Annotated in this window: 13 protein-coding genes; 7 read left to right on the forward strand and 6 right to left on the reverse strand. The window is 40.2% G+C overall.

Annotation, left to right across the window (positions count from 1 at the left end; genetic code table 11):
* Positions 1 to 62: 62 nt before the first annotated feature.
* Positions 63 to 647 carry an RNA polymerase sigma factor gene (locus tag IM793_RS18925; RefSeq protein WP_132403189.1) on the reverse strand — a complete coding sequence of 195 codons (585 nt, stop codon included), beginning with the start codon at positions 645 to 647 and terminating at the stop codon, positions 63 to 65.
* Positions 648 to 907: 260 nt separating this feature from the next.
* Here IM793_RS18925 and uvrA point away from each other — a divergent pair, with 260 nt between their 5' ends.
* Complete coding sequence (gene uvrA, locus IM793_RS18930; RefSeq protein ID WP_193424070.1) at positions 908 to 3,721, forward strand: excinuclease ABC subunit UvrA; 2,814 nt, start codon at positions 908 to 910, stop codon at positions 3,719 to 3,721.
* 8 nt (positions 3,722 to 3,729) lie between these two features.
* Complete coding sequence (locus IM793_RS18935; RefSeq protein WP_193424072.1) at positions 3,730 to 4,383, forward strand: LysE family transporter; 654 nt, start codon at positions 3,730 to 3,732, stop codon at positions 4,381 to 4,383.
* Positions 4,384 to 4,565: 182 nt separating this feature from the next.
* Here the strand turns inward: IM793_RS18935 and IM793_RS18940 are convergent, their stop codons facing one another.
* Positions 4,566 to 5,921, reverse strand: coding sequence for a M23 family metallopeptidase (locus IM793_RS18940; protein ID WP_193424074.1), 1,356 nt, complete (start codon positions 5,919 to 5,921; stop codon positions 4,566 to 4,568).
* Between the two features lie 4 nt (positions 5,922 to 5,925).
* Entirely contained in the window at positions 5,926 to 6,366 is a 441-nt protein-coding gene (locus IM793_RS18945; protein WP_193424076.1) for a hypothetical protein, read from the reverse strand.
* Positions 6,367 to 6,562: 196 nt separating this feature from the next.
* Here IM793_RS18945 and IM793_RS18950 point away from each other — a divergent pair, with 196 nt between their 5' ends.
* The 3 genes from IM793_RS18950 to IM793_RS18960 are packed head-to-tail and all read left to right on the forward strand — an operon-like array spanning position 6,563 to position 10,727.
* Entirely contained in the window at positions 6,563 to 7,408 is an 846-nt protein-coding gene (locus IM793_RS18950) for a metallophosphoesterase (protein ID WP_193424078.1), read from the forward strand.
* Between the two features lie 12 nt (positions 7,409 to 7,420).
* Complete coding sequence (locus IM793_RS18955; RefSeq protein ID WP_193424080.1) at positions 7,421 to 8,260, forward strand: hypothetical protein; 840 nt, start codon at positions 7,421 to 7,423, stop codon at positions 8,258 to 8,260.
* A 25-nt stretch (positions 8,261 to 8,285) separates the two neighbouring features.
* Positions 8,286 to 10,727: a bifunctional YncE family protein/alkaline phosphatase family protein gene (locus IM793_RS18960; RefSeq protein ID WP_193424082.1), complete on the forward strand. Its 2,442-nt coding sequence runs from the start codon at positions 8,286 to 8,288 to the stop codon at positions 10,725 to 10,727.
* 528 nt (positions 10,728 to 11,255) lie between these two features.
* On the opposite strand, the gene msrA is transcribed toward IM793_RS18960, so the two are convergent.
* The 3 genes from msrA to IM793_RS18975 form a co-directional block, all read right to left on the reverse strand.
* Positions 11,256 to 11,747, reverse strand: a complete 492-nt coding sequence (msrA, locus tag IM793_RS18965) for a peptide-methionine (S)-S-oxide reductase MsrA (RefSeq protein ID WP_193424085.1) — start codon at positions 11,745 to 11,747, stop codon at positions 11,256 to 11,258.
* 799 nt (positions 11,748 to 12,546) lie between these two features.
* On the reverse strand, positions 12,547 to 13,422 hold the full coding sequence (locus IM793_RS18970; RefSeq protein ID WP_193424087.1) for a hypothetical protein: 876 nt from the start codon (positions 13,420 to 13,422) through the stop codon (positions 12,547 to 12,549).
* Positions 13,423 to 13,424: 2 nt separating this feature from the next.
* Positions 13,425 to 14,672 (reverse strand): YdcF family protein, encoded by a 1,248-nt coding sequence (locus IM793_RS18975; protein ID WP_193424089.1) that lies wholly within the window; start codon positions 14,670 to 14,672, stop codon positions 13,425 to 13,427.
* Between the two features lie 327 nt (positions 14,673 to 14,999).
* On the opposite strand from IM793_RS18975, the gene IM793_RS18980 reads away from it, so the two are divergent.
* Together IM793_RS18980 and IM793_RS18985 are read left to right on the forward strand one after the other, a co-directional pair.
* Positions 15,000 to 18,266 (forward strand): TonB-dependent receptor, encoded by a 3,267-nt coding sequence (locus tag IM793_RS18980; protein WP_193424091.1) that lies wholly within the window; start codon positions 15,000 to 15,002, stop codon positions 18,264 to 18,266.
* Between the two features lie 10 nt (positions 18,267 to 18,276).
* Positions 18,277 to 19,806: a RagB/SusD family nutrient uptake outer membrane protein gene (locus IM793_RS18985; protein WP_193424093.1), complete on the forward strand. Its 1,530-nt coding sequence runs from the start codon at positions 18,277 to 18,279 to the stop codon at positions 19,804 to 19,806.
* Positions 19,807 to 20,086 lie beyond the last annotated feature (280 nt).

Genomic DNA, 20,086 nt, shown 5'->3' on the forward strand with positions numbered 1-20,086 from the left:
AAACTTAACGATAGTTCAGATGCTTTATTTCAAGTCTTCAAAAAAACTATGTAACTTTTTTACTACCCTTTGTAGGTCATCTCTTTTGTTTTAAGCATTTTACGCAAATTACTAAGGGCATAGCGCATGCGGCCTAAGGCTGTATTAATGCTGACATCAGTTAAATCTGCGATCTCTTTAAAGCTTAAATCTGCGTAATGCCGCATAAGGAGCACCTCTTTCTGTTCATCAGGTAATAAATGGATCATTGCTTTTAAATCTTTATGGGTTTGATCGCGAAGCATTTTATCTTCTGCGCTCTCATCATAAAACTGTAGCATATTGAATACATCCATTCCATCAGCACTGGTGATGATGGGTGTTCTCTTTTCTTTTCGGAAGTAATCGATAACCAGGTTATGTGCAATGCGCATTACCCAAGGTAAAAACTTACCTTCTTCGTTATATCTTCCCGATCGCAGGGTATTGATTACCTTTATAAAAGCATCCTGAAAAATATCCTCTGCTAGATATTGGTCTTTCACCAATAAGTATATAGAGGTATAAATTTTGCTTTTATGTCTTCTTAAAAGTTCCTGCAATCCATTCTCGTTCCCGGTAATATATACCTTTACCAGGTCCTGATCATTATATGATTGTAAATTCATAGGTTTACCTACACTAAATCCCGTACTATTTGCTAAAAATTAATTAGTAAATGTTTAATTTCTATAGCTGCTCTCCTATGTTTTTTGAAATGTGTTAGTTTGGTTTTGAGGTTGTTAATGTTCAAAGAAAGTTATTTTTTTATCAAAAAACAAAAAATAAAATGTTAAAAAATAAATTAACCGTCTTAGTACCCTATTTTTGTATCTTCTTAAAACCCTAACCACATTCTGGGGTTATACATTTATATTCGTTACCATACATGAGCAAAAAAGAGGCCGAAAAAGATCCGCATAAAAATATTATCATAAAAGGTGCCCGTGTGCACAACCTAAAAAACATTGATGTTGCCATTCCAAAAAATAAACTTGTGGTGGTAACGGGTATGTCTGGTTCGGGGAAATCCTCGCTTGCATTTGATACTTTATATGCAGAGGGACAACGCCGATATGTTGAAAGTTTATCATCGTACGCCCGTCAGTTTATGGGTAGGATGAATAAACCCGATGTTGATTATATTAAAGGTATTGCTCCGGCAATTGCCATCGAACAAAAGGTGATTACTTCCAACCCACGTTCTACCGTTGGTACCTCAACTGAAATTTACGATTACCTGAAACTGCTTTTCTCGCGGATAGGGAAAACCATTTCGCCTGTTTCAGGCAAAGAAGTAAAAAAGGACTCGGTGAGCACGGTGGTAGATTATGTAAATGCGATGCCTGAAGATACAACGGTCACTATTTTTTGTCCGTTATATCCGCATAACAACCGTACGATTAAGGAAGAACTGGCTATTTTATTACAGAAAGGATTCTTACGTGTCCTGATTAATGATAAAATAGAAAAGATAGAAGCGGTTTTAGATGATGCTGATTTTAAAGATGCGGAGCTTACAGATGATAAAACTGTTCAAATCCTGATCGATCGGATTGTAACCAACCAGGAAGAAGAAACATTAAGCAGACTGGCCGATTCTGCACAGACCGCTTTTTTTGAAGGTAAAGGCGATTGTTATGTAGAAGCCCAGGATAAAACGAAACATTTTAGCGATCGTTTTGAACTGGATGGAATAAAATTCGAAGAACCTACACCAAACTTTTTCTCTTTCAACAACCCTTATGGTGCCTGTAAACGTTGCGAAGGTTATGGAAACGTAATCGGGATTGATGAAGATCTGGTTATTCCGGATAAGAGCAAAAGTGTTTACGATAATGCCATTGCTCCATGGCGTGGCGAAAAAATGAACGTTTGGTTGCAAAACTTTATTAAAGCAGCTCCGAAATTCGATTTTCCTATTCACCGTTCCTATAGCGCGCTTACTGAAAAAGAGCAGCAATTGCTTTGGACAGGCAATAAATATTTTGCTGGTCTGGATGCTTTTTTCAAGGAACTGGAAGAGCAGACTTATAAAATCCAGTACCGGGTAATGTTATCACGCTACCGTGGAAAAACCACCTGTCCTGATTGTAAAGGCTCGCGTTTGCGTAAAGATGCATCGTACGTTAAAATTGCTGAAAAGTCAATTATCGATGTGGTACTGATGCCGTTATCGAAAGCGCTGGTTTTCTTTAATGGGTTAAAATTGAGTGTGAACGACGCCAAAATTGCCAAACGTTTGCTCGCAGAGATTGATAACCGTTTTCTGTATTTAAATAATGTTGGTTTGGGTTATCTTACCTTAAACCGTTTATCAAATACTTTATCAGGAGGTGAATCGCAAAGGATTAACCTGGCAACTTCATTGGGAAGTAGTTTGGTGGGGTCTATTTACGTTTTAGACGAGCCGAGCATCGGTTTGCATCCACGGGATACGAATAAACTGATTGAAGTATTGATTTCGCTGCGTAATGTGGGCAATACGGTTATTGTGGTTGAGCACGAAGAAGAAATGATGCGCGCGGCCGATTACATTATTGATATTGGTCCTGAAGCCGGTACACATGGAGGTAACCTGGTTTTCAGCGGTAATTACGAAGAGATTTTAAAAGATAAAAATAGTTTAACCGGCCGTTATCTTTCTGGCATAGAAAAAATTGCCATTCCGGATAAACGCCGTAAGTGGAAAGATCATATCCTGATTAAAGGAGCAAGAGAAAACAATCTTCAGAATGTTGATGTGAAGTTCCCGCTGGGTGTTTTTACTGCAGTAAGTGGTGTTTCGGGATCGGGTAAAACCAGTTTGGTTAAAAAGATTTTATACCCCGCTTTACAAAAAGCTATCGGGAATTATGCTGGTGAACTAACAGGAGCTTACGATGGTATTTTCGGTAATTACGATCTGGTAAGTGCCGTAGAAATGGTTGATCAGAACCCGATTGGCCGTTCCAGCCGTTCAAATCCGGTTACTTATGTAAAAGCCTGGGATGATATCCGCGCACTTTTTTCAGGCTTGCCAGCTGCAAAGGCGGCCGGACTGAAACCTGCTGCTTTCTCGTTTAACGTAGAAGGTGGCCGTTGTGATGTTTGTCAGGGTGAAGGTGAAGTAAAGATCGAAATGCAGTTTATGGCTGATATTTATCTGCCTTGTGAGGCTTGCAACGGCAAACGATTTAAACAACAGGTGTTAGATATCACTTATAAAGAGAAAAATGTTTCGGAGATTTTGGACATGACCATCGATGAAGCGGTTGATTTCTTTAAGGATGAACAGAAAATACTGAATAAATTAAATCCTTTGGTTGATGTGGGTTTAGGTTATGTGCATTTGGGTCAATCATCAAATACCTTATCTGGTGGTGAGGCGCAGCGGATCAAGCTTGCTTCTTTCCTGATTAAGGGCAATAATGCCAATAAAACGGTATTTATTTTTGATGAGCCAACCACTGGTTTGCACTTCCACGATATTAAAAAATTATTGAAAGCATTAAATACACTTATTGAGCAAGGGAATACCATTTTGGTTATCGAACACAATATGGATATGATTAAATGTGCCGACTGGGTAATCGATATTGGTCCTGAAGGAGGCGATGGCGGTGGTAATGTGGTATTTGAAGGACTGCCTGAAGAACTGGTTAAAGTAGAAAATTCGTATACCGGAAAATATTTGGCTACGCATTTAAATTTAAATCCATAATTTCGGCAATGCTTTTTCTAACGTTTTTCATCGGCATCGCTCTCAATGCCATGGGGTATATTCCCCCGGGCAACATCAATCTTACTGTTGCGCAGCTGGCCATTAACAAGGGGATGCGCCAGGTTTGGTATTTTATTCTATCCTTCTCCTGTGTAGAAGTGTTTTTCACTTTCGGGATGATGCGTTTTGCGAGATGGGCCATGAGCGATATCAATCCAAATGAGGCGGTAAGCGAAGTTCGGTTAAGTACCCTGGTTGATTGCTTTATGATTGTAATGTTTCTGGTAATGGGCACCATTACCTGGAGAAACCGAAAGAAAGTACCTAAAACGAGCAATAAAAAAGAGGATAAACGCAGTGGAAGTGTTTTATACGGATTAATTCTGGGCGTTTTAAACCCTGTTCAGATTCCATTCTGGTTGTTTTTTGGCAATTACGTAATTTTACACCAATGGATCCAAACCGATTACCTTTCACTGGTGATATTTAGCTTAGGTTCGGGTGTAGGCTCGTCTTTGGCCCTTTATGTATATGCTCATTTTGCAACGTATATTCAGGAAAAATTTGCACTAAGCAGTTTGATTATCAATAAATCTATAGCGATATTTTTGTTCGCATTGGCGGCCTATCTGGTTGTCAAACAGGTAATCGTTATTCTATAAATCTAATTCAAGGCCTGTGGAAACACAGGCCTTTTGTTTTTGCCATTTTAACGAATTTTTTCATAATGAAACTATATTTTCCGTTCTGTGAGGATACAGACTGGGGAATAATATAATCCAAGGTCTGTGTCTCCACAGACCTTTTGTTTTTAAGTCTTTTTAATCAATTTTTTATTGCCAAACTATTGTTTTTCGTTCTGTGGGAACATAGACCGGGGAATAATAATCCAGCCAATTTCTTTACCGGCATTAGCGATGAGTTGGTAGTTGCCAAAAGTACCTAGAAGGTTTACGGTTTGTCCTTCTTTTAAAGTTGTTTTAACCGCTGCTAAACTATCGGGTTTATCGTATACATTTTGCTGAAGTAAATTTATTTTAAGCTTTTTTAAAGGCTCAGCAATTTCTACAAGGCTGTTGCTTTGAATGAAACCAGTGCTTCCATCTGGCAGTTCTGCCTTGTAATAATTTCCTGTCGCAGCATTTGCCTGTACAATTGTTCCTTTGTTAAGTGTAGCCAAAACAGTTGCTTTACCTTGTGGTGAAGAAAACATTTTAACGACAGATAGGGTTCTTAAGGTTTTATTTAACTTACTGCTCGAAGCGGTAACGGCAGCTGGAGTTTTGGTTACAGGATCAATAAATGGAAGTGGATTTACCGCACCATTGAAGGTATAAATACCAAAATGTAAATGCGTAGGCGTAGTACGGGCATTGCCGGTGTTTCCCATAAGCCCCAAAGTATCACCAATTTTTACTTCCTGTCCTTCTACCGCTATCTGTTTATCTAAATGGGCATAATATAATGTATAATCTTTACCTTTCGGGCGCATCCAGACCACTTTTCCACCCAGGTTGTTTTCGTTTACCCGTGTTACCGTTCCTTCCGAAATTGCCAGAACAGGCATTCTGAAATTGCCGAAAATGTCTACACCTTCATGTTTTCTCGCATCATTATCCCTGCCATCTCCCCAATAGCTTTTTATACTGTTGGTGTTTTTTGATTTAACAGGAAAAGCAAGAGATGGGCCAGCGGTAATTTCCAATTCATATGATACATTCTGCAACAGTTCTGGTTGCAGCCTGATCAGATAGGTGCCTGTTTCATCAATATCGAAAACAATCGGATTATTTAAAGTATCGGCAGAGGCAATAAGTTTTTGGGTTTGATCTGTGCTATACCAAACGTCAATATAAATCAAGGCAGTACCCGAAGGTGTTTTGTTTAGCTTAATATTCAGTTTTTGTCCTTTGGTTGCCTTAAATTTATAAGCAGTAGCCGGAACTTTATCCGCAGCAAAATAACCGTTTTCTTTATAAGGGATATTAATGTTTAATGCTTTTTGTGTACTCGTAGCAGCGGCATTTAACCATGCTGCACCGATTGCCGTTTTATCCAGGCCAACATTCACTAACTTTTTTTGATATTGCTCATGTGGAGTAGCGGCCTTAAACAGATTAACAGATCCTGTTTTGCAGGAAAGTATGACTGTTGCAAAAGCAATGGAAAAAAGCCACCACAAGGATCGGTAAGTTTTCATTGCGCTAAGCCTTTTTTAAGCGGTTAAAAACCGCTGCCGTTACCAGTCCACCGATTACATACCAGGCTACTGTTAGTATTTTGGTTTTATCCGTTTTAGTGACAGGAGTATCATCTAATCCAATTTGATCAGGGATGTTTATTGCGCCCAAACCAGCGGTAACACCGGCGATTGCCCCTTTCAAATAAATGTTTTTGCTGTCTCCAGCACCAATAGCACTATAATATAAACCGTTGCTTATGATGTCACCTGCCAGGGTGGCCAGATAAAGATTGTTTCCGACAGGAGCTTTAAGGTTTAAACGGTTCATCGATTTGGATAAGGCTTGTTTGCCTAAAAGATCAATCCTGGGTGCATCAGGATCAAGCCGCCTAACGCTTTCATGCAATATATTCAAGGCTGCAGCACCTGCAAAGCCAGCGAGTAAGGATTTAAGTACTTTCATAATAGAATAATCCCTGCAAGCGGTAAATTGTTTTATCGGATTAACATTATGCCTTGCATAGCTGTTTCCGGTCTTTTTCTGTTATAAAATTGATACACAGATAAGGTTCTGTTAACCTAATGATAACATGAAATTTATGTTTAAGAAGCTTGGTCACCCTAATATTGGGCTTTAATACAAAACATATTTTATCCTTATGTCTAACAGACGGTTTTTTCTGAAAAATAGTCTGGCTGCTGCGGTTGTGGCCAGTATTTCGCCGGTTTTATCATCATTTGCCGATGAACAACATCCTGTTTCTGCTAAATCTGGTAAAGCACCCAAATTGCGTTTTGCCATTGCATCAGATGGTCACTATGGCCAGCCGGGTACCGAATATAAACTAAACCATGAGAATATTGTAAGGTGGCTGAACGAAGCACATGATAAAAATCCGCTGAACTTTGTCATCATCAATGGCGATCTGGTACATGATCGTCCTGATTTGTTGCCCGAAGTTAAAAAGGATTATTACGATAAACTTAAAGTTCCTTTTTACGCCATTCCAGGTAATCACGATCACGCGGACACCAAAATTTGGCAATCGGTTTTTGGTTACGAGGATAATTTTTCTTTCGAGAAAAATGGGGTGGGTTTTGTTCTGGCCAATACTTCTGATACCAAAGGAACTTATTTGTGCCCCAATAACGATTTTTTAAAACAGGAACTAGACAAATTTAAAAACCTGAAAACTGTTTTTGTGGTATTGCATATTCCACCACATTTTTGGGTGCCGGAAAGTCCATTTGTAGATTGTCCGGACACCATTAAACTGCTGCATAGCTATGCTAATGTAAAAGCAGTATTCCATGGGCACGACCACAGTCTTGATGCTGTTTTTTATACCGATAAATTGCCTCATTTTTTTGATGCACACATAGGCGGAAACTGGGGCACGGCTTACAAAGGTTACCGGATTGTAGAGGTTGACGAAAATGATAAGATCCAAACTTATCAGGTAAATGCAAGCGGATCGCCATTACTAAACGAAACAAAATTTTAAAATATCCATTAAATGAAAAAGACATTTTTGATGCTTATTTTGGCGGGTGCCGTTTTAAATTGTGCCGCACAGAAAATAAATGAGACCACACCTGAAATTAAAATAGGAACTGATGCCGCTCAGCCCTTTCTGTTTTCGCTGAATACCTTAACGGCAGAAAATCCACGTTGGAATGTCCATTATTCGGGGAGTTATGGTGAAAGAACAAATGGGCAATTCGGTTATGATGGCTTAGGGCAGCAGTTTGGTGTTAAAGGGTATTTGGGAAGCAGGTTCACCTTATATGCAACAGCAGCAATTGGTTTTGCCAATTCAGGAGGTGTAACCTCTGCCGAACAGGCTGAAGTAATCAGAGATTTGGTGGGAGGTAAAGGCATTGCAGGCTTTAGGTTAGGTGCAGGTTTAGGTCTAAGCAGAGACTGGTCTAACACGGGTTCGGCGATAAGCCGGATTACTGCTTCGTTTGATCAGACAAACTGGAGAATGGCGGGTAACCTTCGTTTCGAAAAAGCTTTTGATAAAAGCAGAGATAAGCTTGATTTTATCAGCAGTTTCGGGTATCAGCACCGTGTTTCCAGCGTGTTATATCTTGGATTCGAAGCGTTAGGGCAGGATTTAGAAGGTTTTTGGGAAAAAGACGAGGCAGAAGGTGGTGCAAAGGTAATGATCGGGCCATCAATCAATCTGGAGCCGAACCATTCAAAACTTTCGTTCTCTATTTCTGGCGGACCTGTTTTTTACGCAACCCATAGTCAGGCTATTCCATCAGAGGCCATCCGCGAAATCGGTTCGGTAGCATCTGGTAATGGTTACACCATCAGGGCCCTGGTTAATTTTAATCTTCATCGCTAGTGCTACTACCTTCAATTTAAGAAAAATGAAAAAATCATATTTATTATTACTGCTGTGTTCCTTTTTTATCCAGAATGGATTTGCACAAAGGCCAGGCAAAAACGAAAGCACTCAACAGATTTTATTGCCCAATGGATGGAAGCTGAGTCCGGCGGGGCATTCGCTGCAACTGGGCGATTTGCCTTTGAATATGCAATTGAGTGCTTCGGGTAAATATCTTGCCATTACAAACAACGGACAAAGCACGCAGTCGTTGCAACTGCTTGATGCCAGAACAGAAAAGATTATTGATGAAAAAGTGCTAAGCAAATCGTGGTATGGCATTGCCTTTAGTAAAGATGAAAAACACCTTTATGCTTCAGGAGGTAACGACAACTGGATTCTGGATTTTAATATTCAGAACGGTAAACTCGCCAAAAGTGATACGATTAAACTTGGCCCGGTTTGGCCAAAAGGAAAAATCAGTCCGGCGGGGATTGTTGTAAACAAAAACAACAGTAAATTATATACGGTAACCAAAGAGGACAGCAGTTTATACATTATCAATCCTGTAGAAAAGCAGATCCTGAAAAAAATCCAGCTCCCTGCAATTGCCTACAGCTGTGTTTTAGCTGCAGATGAAAGTAAGCTTTATGTTTCACTTTGGGGCGGGAAATCGGTTGCGGTTATCGATCTGGCTGCTGAAAACATCGAAAGGCTCATCCCTGTAGGCGATCATCCAAACGAACTTTTACTTAATAAAAAAGGGAATACATTGTTTGTGGCCAATGCAAATGATAATACTGTTTCGGTCATTAATACTTTGAATAATAAGGTAATCGAAACCATTGCCACTACACTTTATGCTACTCAGTTAACGGGCTCTACCACCAACGGTTTGGCTTTAAGTGCCAATGAGAAAACCTTGTACATCGCCAATGCCGATAACAACTGTTTGGCTGTTTTTGATGTGAGCAAGCCAGGTATAAGCCAGAGTCAGGGTTTTATCCCGGTAGGCTGGTACCCAACAAGTGTTAAAGTATTGGGCTCGAAAATTTTGGTGACCAACGGAAAAGGTAATACCTCTATGGCCAATCCACAGGGGCCGCAACCCATTTCTAAGGTAGATAACAGTGGTTACCAGATGGGAAGTACCGCCAATAGCCGGCTGCAATATATAGCAGGATTGTTTAAAGGAACATTATCTTTTATAGATGTACCAAAACCGGAGCAATTAAAAATATACACCAAACAGGTTTATGCCAATACTCCATTTACTGATAAACGCACGGTTACTGCCGATGGTGAAGCCGGAAATCCAATTCCAAGAAAACAGGGCGAAAAATCGCCAATTAAACACGTTTTTTATATTATTAAAGAAAACAGGACCTACGACCAGGTACTTGGCGATGTTGCAAAAGGAAACGGCGATTCTACCTTAACGCTATTTGGAAGAAAAATTACCCCTAACCAGCATGCTTTTGCTGAGAATTATGTGCTGCTTGATAATTTTTATGTGGATGCAGAAGTAAGTGCCGATGGACACAACTGGAGTATGGCCGCTTACGCCACTGATGTAGTAGAAAAGACCTGGCCTACCAGTTATGGCGCACGCGGTGGCAGCACATCTTTTGAAGGAGGTCGACCAGTTACCTATCCAAAAGGAGGTTTTATCTGGGATTACTGTCAGCGGGCAGGCGTAAGCTACCGCAGTTATGGCGAGTTTGGCGATTATGGCAAAGCGAATATTAAATCGCTGCAAGGCCACATGTGTGCTGCGTCGCCAGGTTTTGATATGGACATTAAAGATCAGGTGCGGGTGGATGCCTGGCAACACGATTTCGATTCGTTATTGGTTGCAGGTGTTGTACCGCAGTTTAATACTTTAAGAATATCTAACGACCATACCAGCGGACAAAAGAAAGGGAAATACTCACCACAGGCTGCAGTTGCAGATAACGATTTAGCCGTTGGCAGAATTTTGGAACATTTATCGCACAGTAAAATCTGGAAAGAATCGGTTGTGTTTATTTTGGAAGATGACGCACAGAATGGACCAGATCATGTTGATGCGCACCGTTCGCCGGCATATGTGGTTGGACCTTATGTTAAGCGGAATACACCTGTTCATACGATGTATTCTACTTCTGGATTTTTAAGGACAATGGAGCTTATTTTAGGTTTGCCACCAATGAGTCAGTACGATGCTGCTGCCATGCCCTTATATGAATGTTTTACCGCTAAACCAGATTTTACGCCTTATAAAGTGATTCAACCGCTTATTGATTTGGATACGAGGAATGTAGCGGTGAATGAGAGCAGCAAACGCTCTGAACTGTTCAACTTTGCCAAAGAAGATTCAGCACCCGATTTAGATTTAAACGAAGTGGTGTGGAAATCGGTTAAAGGAGAACAATCGGTAATGCCAGCGCCAAAGCGAAGTGCTTTCGTGATTTTGGAGAAAAAGAAAAAAGATGATGACGATTAGTCGTTATTTATGATGACATTTTTAGATTAACCGTCATTGCTAGGTACGAAGCAATCTTACAACGGTCGCTATACTAAAGCATTAGGGTTGCTTCGTGCCTTATAATTACGTTTATGTAAACAACTGATATTTATTGTTATTTTTTTGACCATATAAGACATTTAAGAACCACATAAACTTACATGTTCTTTATAGTGTGAACGCCTAAAGGATTATTTAATGAATTATATGCTCTTAGGTGTCTAAGGTGGTTAATTAAACTGCCTGGTTTTTAATTTTTACAACCACCTTAGACATCTTAGCTCAATTGAGTTTTACAGGATGCAAATTTTAAGCCTAATAAGTTAGAAAGCGCATATAGGACGTCATTCCTGTTTTTTTCAGGCCACAGACCTGATGGTTACTTGCAACGACAGATTTTTTGAGCTGCTTCCATGGTCTGTGTCCTCAAAGACCATTTTGTTTTTATACATTACATCAGGGATTTCTCTACTGCGGTCGAAATGACGATCTGATTAATATCAGTTGTTAATTCAATTTCCAGTCTGGTCTTTCGAAATGGCAGGTATAACCGTAAGGGTTTTTCTGTAAGTAATCCTGGTGTTCTTCTTCAGCGTTCCAAAAATCGGCTTCAGGTACCACCTCGGTTACAATTTTGCCCGGCCATTTGCCAGAAGCATCCAACTCTGCAATTAATGCATCGGCCGTATTTTTTTGTTCTTCACTATTATAAAATATGGCTGATCGGTACGACGTGCCTACATCATTTCCCTGTCTGTTGCGTGTGCTTGGATCGTGGATCTGGAAAAAATATTCCAATAACTTACGGTAGCTTAAAACAGTTGGATCAAAAGTAACTTCAATGGCTTCGGCATGTGTGCCATGGTTCCGGTAAGTGGCATTGGGAACATCGCCACCAGTGTATCCAACTACTGTTGAGATCACTCCAGGGTAATGACGGATCAGTTCTTCTACTCCCCAAAAGCAGCCGCCTGCAAGAATGGCTTTTTCAGTATTCATATATCTTTCCTCTTTTTTTGATTATTAAAGATACGACGAAGATGTGTAAAAGGAAAGTAAAGAAGGGGGCTACTTGGATGACTCCGCGGGTAGGTAACATGTCAATCGATGGGACAAATAGGTGATATTCTTTTTTCCGCTCTATGCCGCGGAGGCATGGTAGTTTTTCGCAAATAATGTTATTTTCATTTGTGCTCAAGAATGCTGCGCATTTTGGAGCGCCAAAGTACCCAAAGCGCTTTGTCAATCCAGCAATGTGGCTTTTCACTGCCCCACGCACATCAAAAAACAGCGGCACTTCGTTTTGTGTTCAATTTATATTAAACTTTGAATTCAGTGAAAAGAACACAAAACCACTGCGTTTCAGGTTTGTTAGTGCTATTTGCATTATTGTACACCTGTTTTTTTGATTCTTCAGCCACTTGGGATTGACAGCGTTCTTCGGTTAGGCCAGTGGTTTATTAACGGGAGTTAGCAAAATGCCTAAAAACAAGACAGAATAGATGTGTTCTGATAGTAGCTGCTTCGGGCCGAGGTATAATTAGCCAAACCAGCTTTTCATTTTTGAGGTTATAGGGTTCACAAACATTTGTTTATAAACCTGACAGCAGCGGCAGCCTCCGATTTTTTTCTATCGGAGCTATAGCGAATGGCGGGACTGCAAACTGCCAAGAACCACAAGCCATTCGTTTCCCAATTTGAAGAAATAATGAATATGTTCCATTTCGGTCGGTGAGACACCAACCGATAGGATAAATTTATTGCTGTATTGTTTTATTGTTGGGATTGTCGCTAATCGCTATCCGCCAACCGCGAAATCCATAAAACTCACATTATTTTTACGAGCAGAACTTACTGCAATTCCTTTATCGGCTTTATCGGTAAAGGTAAAACCTTCCAGTTCATCCAGTTTGTCGGTTTCTATCACTTTGATAACAGATTCCTGGCCGCTGGCAAGTGATCTTTCCAGATTAAGAAAGGTCAGTCTCCATTTACGTCCTTCAATCTGATTTTGGATTAAGACGAGTATACCTTTATCTGCAATCCAATGCAGGTTCTGTACCCATGGTGAGCAGGTAAATTTTTTGAAGAGGATTCCTTTCTCGCTTGTTTTATTGGCTTTAGATAAAGCTATCGGGTTGTACAATCGTACTTCGTTTGCTTTATTTCCATAATCGGCTGTTGCTACGAACCATTTGCCTTTATAATTTACATATTCAGGCCGCGTACCCTGGATACAGGCATCATCTTCAATGCTTTTAATCAGGTTTCCATCTAATTTTCTGGTTTTTAAAAAACCTTGCCAGTTGATGCAATTAATTACAGCTTTCCAAATGGTGCCTGCTGCATTTTGACGTACCGAATTGCCCACAAATGTTGGTAAACCCTTATGGTAGGCTATCCCGGTAGGGTGTTTGATGATATTTTCGCCTTTAACGGTGAATTGGTATTCCTTATGCAGGTAAATCAAGGAATCTTTCCGGAACTGATATTCGCGCATTATGCCCACTTCTCTGTCGCCGTAAAGAAAATAACGGCCATTTTGGTGAGAAATCCCCTGGCATGCACCTAATGAGTCGATTGTAACTGTTTTCGTGATTTTTCCTTCTGTTTTATTGTACCTGGCTACAAAAAACATCATGATCAGGACTAAAAGAGGATTTAATGTTTTCATGATTATGGATCTAACGGTTCATCAAAATCGATCTGTAAGGAGGCTGTATTTAAGTAGAATTCTGATTCGGTATCACTTAAACGTTTCCCATTTTTGTAAGAATAATAGCCGAGTTCCTTTTTGCAGCGCTCGGGGAGCAGATTGGTGATATTATAACTCTGCGATTTTACTGTACAGGCTAAACCCGGTTTATCTATCGGCATACCGTACCTGAACATCAGTCTGGCACAATTGCGCAGGTTGGTGGTGGTGTGACGGGCATGTGGTTCCATAATAATGGCACTTTCGGGGATTTGAAGTACTTCCATCAGGAATTTCTTCATTTCGTAGGCTTCGCTGAATTTGGTTTTGTAGGGATGTACCCGTCCGCCAGAAACCACGATGAATGGTGCCGTGCCTTTCTGATATTGCAAAGCTGCTAACCTGCAACGGATCATTCCGCCCGCACTTAAGGCTACTTCTTTTTCCTCCGGACCAGCACCAGGAACCAGGATTACGCTGTAAGGATATTTTTTCCAGTCTGTTTTTTTGATCTGGTTAATGGCGGCAAGGTTTACGCCTTTAGCCATCGGTTCGTAATCGGCAGCATCATTGCGTTCGTTCAATTCTAAAGCTTCCAGTGCAAATAACATGGCAGGTTCGAAAAAGAGCTTAGTATTGCCTTGTAGCGATAACAATGCACTGGCAGAGGTGAGTTCTGCATATTCTTTATCCCTTAAACTAAAGCTGATCGAATCTATTTTCGGGTAATTGGGTTTCTTTCCTTCTACATAAACACTAATCGCATAATTTACGGCACTGGCATCTTGTTCCCAGGCTTTAACTAAAAAGGCTTTGTGTTGCTCTTTGGCAAACAAGGAATAACAACCTGAGGGGATCAGATGATTTTTTACCAAATCTCCCAACGGATTATTTTCTGTATAAAGCAGCGCCAAACGGTTTCCAATACGGGCTATTTCTTCATTGTTGAATTTTAAAGCGTTGGCATAACAACTAATATCTGTTTTGCAGGTTTTCACCGCTTCATTTACCTTTTCGGTTTTTGATTTATAGATGTTGCTGAACGCCGTATCTGTACTAAGCATTTTGCGTAGTCCGGGCAATTGCTGAAAAAGCGTAAGCAGGTAATAATTTTTGTATTGTACTTCGTTTCTGGTCTTAATTAATTGATAAGATTGTTGCGGTGCATCCTGTGCAGCTAAACCTGTGTAGAACAGGCAGAGCATAAGGAAAGGATAGAGGGATTTCATCGAAAAAGTTTTGGAAGCAAACTTAAAAACCTCCCATTAAAGAAACATTAAGAGGGTGTTATGCTTTAATGCCTTAATAAACCGATTTAGGTGTTGTTTAATTTGGCTTAATGTTAATTTAAAGTATTACGTCGTGATTGGTGTGAAGAGTTAACGCAGGGGATACATAGTGTTAAAAATACACTCATACTTTTGTCGCCGTAGAACGCTCCGCAAATTAACCTGTTAACGATAAAAGGATAAGCCTATGTAAATGTGAAAATCTACGCTTCTACTTAAAAACACAAAACCCAATTATATTTCAAAACCATTACTAAGAACAAAAAGATGACATCATTTTTTTTAACCGCAGGTATAAAAAATACCTGCCGGAAATTGCTTTTGCCTTTAGGCTTACTGGCCATTTGTAATTCAGAAGCAATAGCAGTAAACCACGGTATGCTTGCCTCAGGATTACACCGTAAAACCTTTGCTTCGGTAAGTGGAACGGTTACAGACCAAAATAACCAACCTTTACCAGGTGTAAGTGTATTTGAAAAAAAGACCAAAAAAACAACGGTTACCGATGCTAATGGTAAATACGCTATTTCGGTTGAGGATGGGGCAATTTTAGTATTCTCTTATATCGGTTACGATAACCAGGAAGTTGCGGTTAACGGACGCCAAAATATTAATGTTATTTTAAAAGAAAGCAGCAATACCCTAAATGAGGTTGTGGCTATCGGTTATCAGAAGATCAGAAAATCGGACGTAACTGGTGCCATAAGCAGTGTTAAGGCCAGCGAAATGAATTTAACTTCTCCAACTGTTGGTCAGGCCTTGGTTGGTAAGGTTGCAGGTGTACAGGTATCGCAAACCAGTGGTGCACCATATTCGGGTACCAAAATCAGGGTGAGGGGTATCGGGTCCATTAACGCCAGTTCTGATCCCTTATACGTAATTGATGGTTATCCGGCAGGAAACAACGTATCCATCAATCCGGAGGATATTGAAACCATCGATATCTTAAAGGATGCAGCTTCTGCAGCCATTTATGGCTCAAGAGCATCGGGTGGGGTTGTGCTAATTACCACCAAAAGAGGTGCAGATGGAAAAGGAAAGTTTGAGTACGATGTTCAGGGCGGAATTTCTCAGTTGGCTAAAAAAGTAAAATTATTGGATGCCAACCAGTTTATCCAGCTTTTAATTGATGGAAGGAACAATGCCTATAAAGATTTATGGGTAAACTCGGGCAAAACCTGGAATGATGCGATGTTTAGTGATAATAACACCAAACGTATCGCTAATGTAGGCAATGGAAGTAGCGTAAGCATTCCGGCCGATCTTTATAATTTCACCACACAACAAGCTATCCCGGCTACTTATAATACCGATTGGCAGGATGAACTTTACCGCAATGCGGCCTTTCAACGCCATAACCTTTCCTTTTCTGGCGGTACCAAAGATGTAAAATACTTTTTAAGCGGTGGTTACCAGAATAACGATGGTATTGTAACCAACACCAATCAAAAGGTAACCAATTTTAGGGGTAATATTGATGGCAAGGTGAGTGAACGTTTACGTGTAGGCGCAAATATTTCATATACGCAGAACGATAACCGCGAGGTGAGGGAAGGTCGTTACGATTTAAGCCCGATGATGTCGGCTTTGATTTACCTGCCTTATCTGCCGGCAAGGGATGCCAATGGAAACCCGATTCAGTTTGGCATGGGCGCATTAGCTTCCCAATACGGTATCCAGAACCCAGAAAATCCGTTGGCTACAGTTGAACAGGTAAAAATTACCAGAAAAGGGGCGAGAAGCACCTATAATGCCAACGCTACTTATAAAATATTGGAAGGATTAGATTTTAAAGCCAATTTAGGTACACAGACCTATAATGAGAAATATGATTTTTATCTGCCAACCAGTTTAAGTAATGGTAATAATCCGCCTTATTCTACTGCTTCGATAACAGCGGCGAATGCCATAGCGCAAACCCTTAGTCAGGTTGATCAGCTTGGTGAATTTACTTTAAACTACAATAAGACCTTTAGTAAGCATAAAATTGATGTGCTTGGAGGATATTCTGCGCAAAAAACCACCAGCGATTTACTACGCGTTTCTGCCAAAGGTTTTCAGAATGATAATATTGGTGAAATTACCGATAAAGGTGCCGATGCCAGTTTCTTTGCTTTGGATAATGCGGCAAAATCTACAAATACATTACTATCTTATTTTGGCCGTTTCAGTTATAATTATGCGGGAAAATATTTTCTGACAGGTTCATTCCGTCGTGATGGATCATCAAGGTTTGGTCCGTTGAATAAATATGGTAATTTCCCTTCGGTAGCCGCAGGGTGGAACCTATCGGAAGAAGATTTCTACAACAGTTTTCTGGGCGAACAATCAACAGTTAAGTTAAGGGCAAGCTGGGGTTTAAGTGGAAACAACAACATTCCGAATTACAGGACACAGCAGGAAATGAGTATGCCAAATGGTGTTGTATTCGGTAGCGCCATATCTACTGCTATCTGGCCAAATGCGATCCAGGATCCGAAATTAGGCTGGGAATCTACATCCCAATACAACTTTGGTACCGATATCAGCTTGTTCCGAAACCGTGTATCCATTATCGCCAATTACTACCTGAGTTATTCTTACAACCTGTTGTTCAACCAGCCGGTTTCCGGAATTTCAGGTACCTCATCTATCCTAACCAATCTGGCCGATAGTAAAATCCGCAATAAAGGTTTCGATTTACAGTTGGATGGAAGAATTATCCAAAACCAGGATTTTACCTTGGGCTTAAGCGGAAATATTGCCGTTAACCGGAACAAAGTATTAAATATGGGTGGTGCGAGTACCATTTTAACCAATGGCGCCGAGCGTTCATATTTAACGCACATTACACAAGAAGGACAGCCTGTAGGGATGTTCTACGGATTTAAGGCATTGGGTAGAATTACTGCCGATAATTTAGGCAAGGTTGCTCCATCAGCTTCAGCAACCAATCCTGCAAAAATCGGAGACTTGTACTTTCAGGATACTGATGGAAATGGCATTGTAAACGATGCGGATAAAACGGTAATCGGAACACCATATCCGAAATTCACCTATGGTTTTGCCTTAAACACCTCTTACAAAACGTTTGATTTAAGGGCATCTTTCAACGGATCATATGGAAACCAGGTGTTGGATGGTCAGGATTATTACCTGTATAATTTTGAAGGTTCGGGAAACCAGTATGTAGAGGCTGCCGATCGTTACAGAAACGAGGCCAATCCGGGTAATGGCTTAAATTACCGTGCATCGCGTGCAGGTACGCAAAGTAACAGTACCCGTTTATCGTCTTTCTACATTCAGGATGGTTCTTATTTCAGGTGTACCAACATCACCATGGGTTATACTTTCCCAAAATCGCTTGCCAGTACGCTTAAAGTGAATAATATCCGCGTTTATGCCAGTGTAGATAACGCATTTACCATTACTAAATACAAAGGTTATAACCCTGAAGTGGATTATAGCGGAGGTTCTAATTTAACTCCTGGTGTGGATTATGGTAACTATCCGCTAGCCAGAACCTATAATCTTGGCATTAAATTAACTTTTTAAAATTCAGAACATGAAAAAAAATATTTATATCGTTTTAGCCCTGGCTGTTGTGGTTGGCCTTAGTGCTTGTAAAAAGGATTTTCTGGATCAAAAGAATCCAAATGCAGTAGCGCCTGAAAATTATTTTAAAACAGAAAATGATGTTTTACTGGCTGTAAATGGTGCTTATCAATCGTTGAGAAGCAGCAACACTATGGGTGAGAACAGTGGTTTATTTACCGATGAACGCTCGGACGATGCGGGAAGAAATGATAACCAGAGTAATGCGGGTGAACCTTTTCAATTTAACGATTTTTCCCTGCTGCCAAGTAACTCCTATCTGAAAGCCCATTGGTTAGCCCTTTACAATGCGATAACCAGAAGCAATTTTATTTTATCCAACATTGATAAAGCGAATTTTACCACTCAGGCTAATAAGGCAAATTACGTTGCAGAAGCTAAATTCATAAGGGCAATTATGTATTTCGAACTGGTACGGAAGTGGGGTGCGGTACCGTTGGTAACAAAACAATTATCAACTAATGAAGAGGTGACGCCCTTTGTTTTCCGCGCACCTGAAGCGGATGTTTACAACCAGATTGTAGCTGATTTAAAAGACGGGTTAAACAGTACCTTACCCAACTTTCCGGCAACAGCGAATATTGGAAGAACATCTAAGGCCGCCATTAATGCGTATCTGGGCAAAGTTTATTTAACTATGGCGGCCACCCTGCCAAACAATAAGGCCGAAAATCTAAGCAATGCCAATACTTACCTGTTGGCCGCTTATAACATGAAAGCTTTTGGAAACCTTTCCGAAATTCCATATACGGATGTTTTTGATGTAACGAAAAAAACAACTTGTAAAGAATTAATTTTCCAGATTTCTTACAAACAGGGCGATATTAATTACAGCTCAAGCATCGCCGCCAACAATCAGGCAAAAGGAGAAACCATTAATTCGTTAAAGGTTTCTACCGGTATCGGTGGCAATGTAAAGCTAGATTTGATTAATGAATATGAAACAAGTGATTTAAGAAAAGATTTTTCTGTAAAGTTTGCAAATGATGCTACGGTAAAAGATTGGTTTATTACTAAATTCCGCGATGCGAGCCAATTGGCAACCAATAACGGCTATGGAGGCAACGACTGGATTTTAATGCGCTATGCTGATGTAATTTTAATGCTTGCTGAAGTTAATATGTTGCAGGGCAACGATGCCATAGCTATTCAATATTTGGATATGGTAAGAACAAGAGCAGGTATGCCAGTTTATGCGGTTGCCAAAACGGATGCTACCTATGCCGCTAAATTCCCGACTTTAAAACTAGCCATTTTACACGAGCGCAGGGTAGAGTTTGCTTTCGAACACCAAAGATGGTTCGATTTAATCAGGAATTTTACTGCTTCAGAGTTGGTTACTTACTTAAAAGCGAAACCACAGTCATCGTATGGAATTGCTAAGCTGTCTAACGTAACCATAAAGGACAGGTATTATCCTATTCCTTTTGATGAAGTGAAATTAGATCCGGTTAAAATGTACCAGAATCCTGGTTACTAAGCGGGTTATAATGTATAAGAAAAGCGGCCTGATCGATGATTGGGCAGCTTTTTTAGTTTTCATTGACAGATTTTAATACAAGGGTCGTCATCTCGACTGGAGTGCAACGGAATGGAGAGATCTTTGTACCAAGTTATTGAATTAAAGTTAAAAGATTTTGCTTAGCAGAGACTTCGGGTTCTCCACTACGGTCGAAATGACTATACTTTGAGACCATTTATATTATAAACTATCTCTCAAAATGACAATTTATTATACAGACTCCCATGTGGCTTTTTAA

This window comes from Pedobacter sp. MR2016-19, from assembly GCF_014947265.1.
In the GTDB taxonomy this organism is placed as follows: domain Bacteria; phylum Bacteroidota; class Bacteroidia; order Sphingobacteriales; family Sphingobacteriaceae; genus Pedobacter.

Excerpts from the sequence above, each read along its gene's own strand:
- IM793_RS18945 (WP_193424076.1), bottom strand. The coding sequence starts at position 6,366 with ATGAAAGTACTTAAATCCTTACTCGCTGGCTTTGCAGGTGCTGCAGCC.
- IM793_RS18985 (WP_193424093.1), top strand. The coding sequence starts at position 18,277 with ATGAAAAAAAATATTTATATCGTTTTAGCCCTGGCTGTTGTGGTTGGC.
- msrA (WP_193424085.1), bottom strand. The coding sequence starts at position 11,747 with ATGAATACTGAAAAAGCCATTCTTGCAGGCGGCTGCTTTTGGGGAGTA.
- IM793_RS18925 (WP_132403189.1), bottom strand. The coding sequence starts at position 647 with ATGAATTTACAATCATATAATGATCAGGACCTGGTAAAGGTATATATT.
- IM793_RS18975 (WP_193424089.1), bottom strand. The coding sequence starts at position 14,672 with ATGAAATCCCTCTATCCTTTCCTTATGCTCTGCCTGTTCTACACAGGT.
- IM793_RS18935 (WP_193424072.1), top strand. The coding sequence starts at position 3,730 with ATGCTTTTTCTAACGTTTTTCATCGGCATCGCTCTCAATGCCATGGGG.
- uvrA (WP_193424070.1), top strand. The coding sequence starts at position 908 with ATGAGCAAAAAAGAGGCCGAAAAAGATCCGCATAAAAATATTATCATA.
- IM793_RS18970 (WP_193424087.1), bottom strand. The coding sequence starts at position 13,422 with ATGAAAACATTAAATCCTCTTTTAGTCCTGATCATGATGTTTTTTGTA.
- IM793_RS18960 (WP_193424082.1), top strand. The coding sequence starts at position 8,286 with ATGAAAAAATCATATTTATTATTACTGCTGTGTTCCTTTTTTATCCAG.
- IM793_RS18950 (WP_193424078.1), top strand. The coding sequence starts at position 6,563 with ATGTCTAACAGACGGTTTTTTCTGAAAAATAGTCTGGCTGCTGCGGTT.
- IM793_RS18980 (WP_193424091.1), top strand. The coding sequence starts at position 15,000 with ATGACATCATTTTTTTTAACCGCAGGTATAAAAAATACCTGCCGGAAA.
- IM793_RS18955 (WP_193424080.1), top strand. The coding sequence starts at position 7,421 with ATGAAAAAGACATTTTTGATGCTTATTTTGGCGGGTGCCGTTTTAAAT.
- IM793_RS18940 (WP_193424074.1), bottom strand. The coding sequence starts at position 5,921 with ATGAAAACTTACCGATCCTTGTGGTGGCTTTTTTCCATTGCTTTTGCA.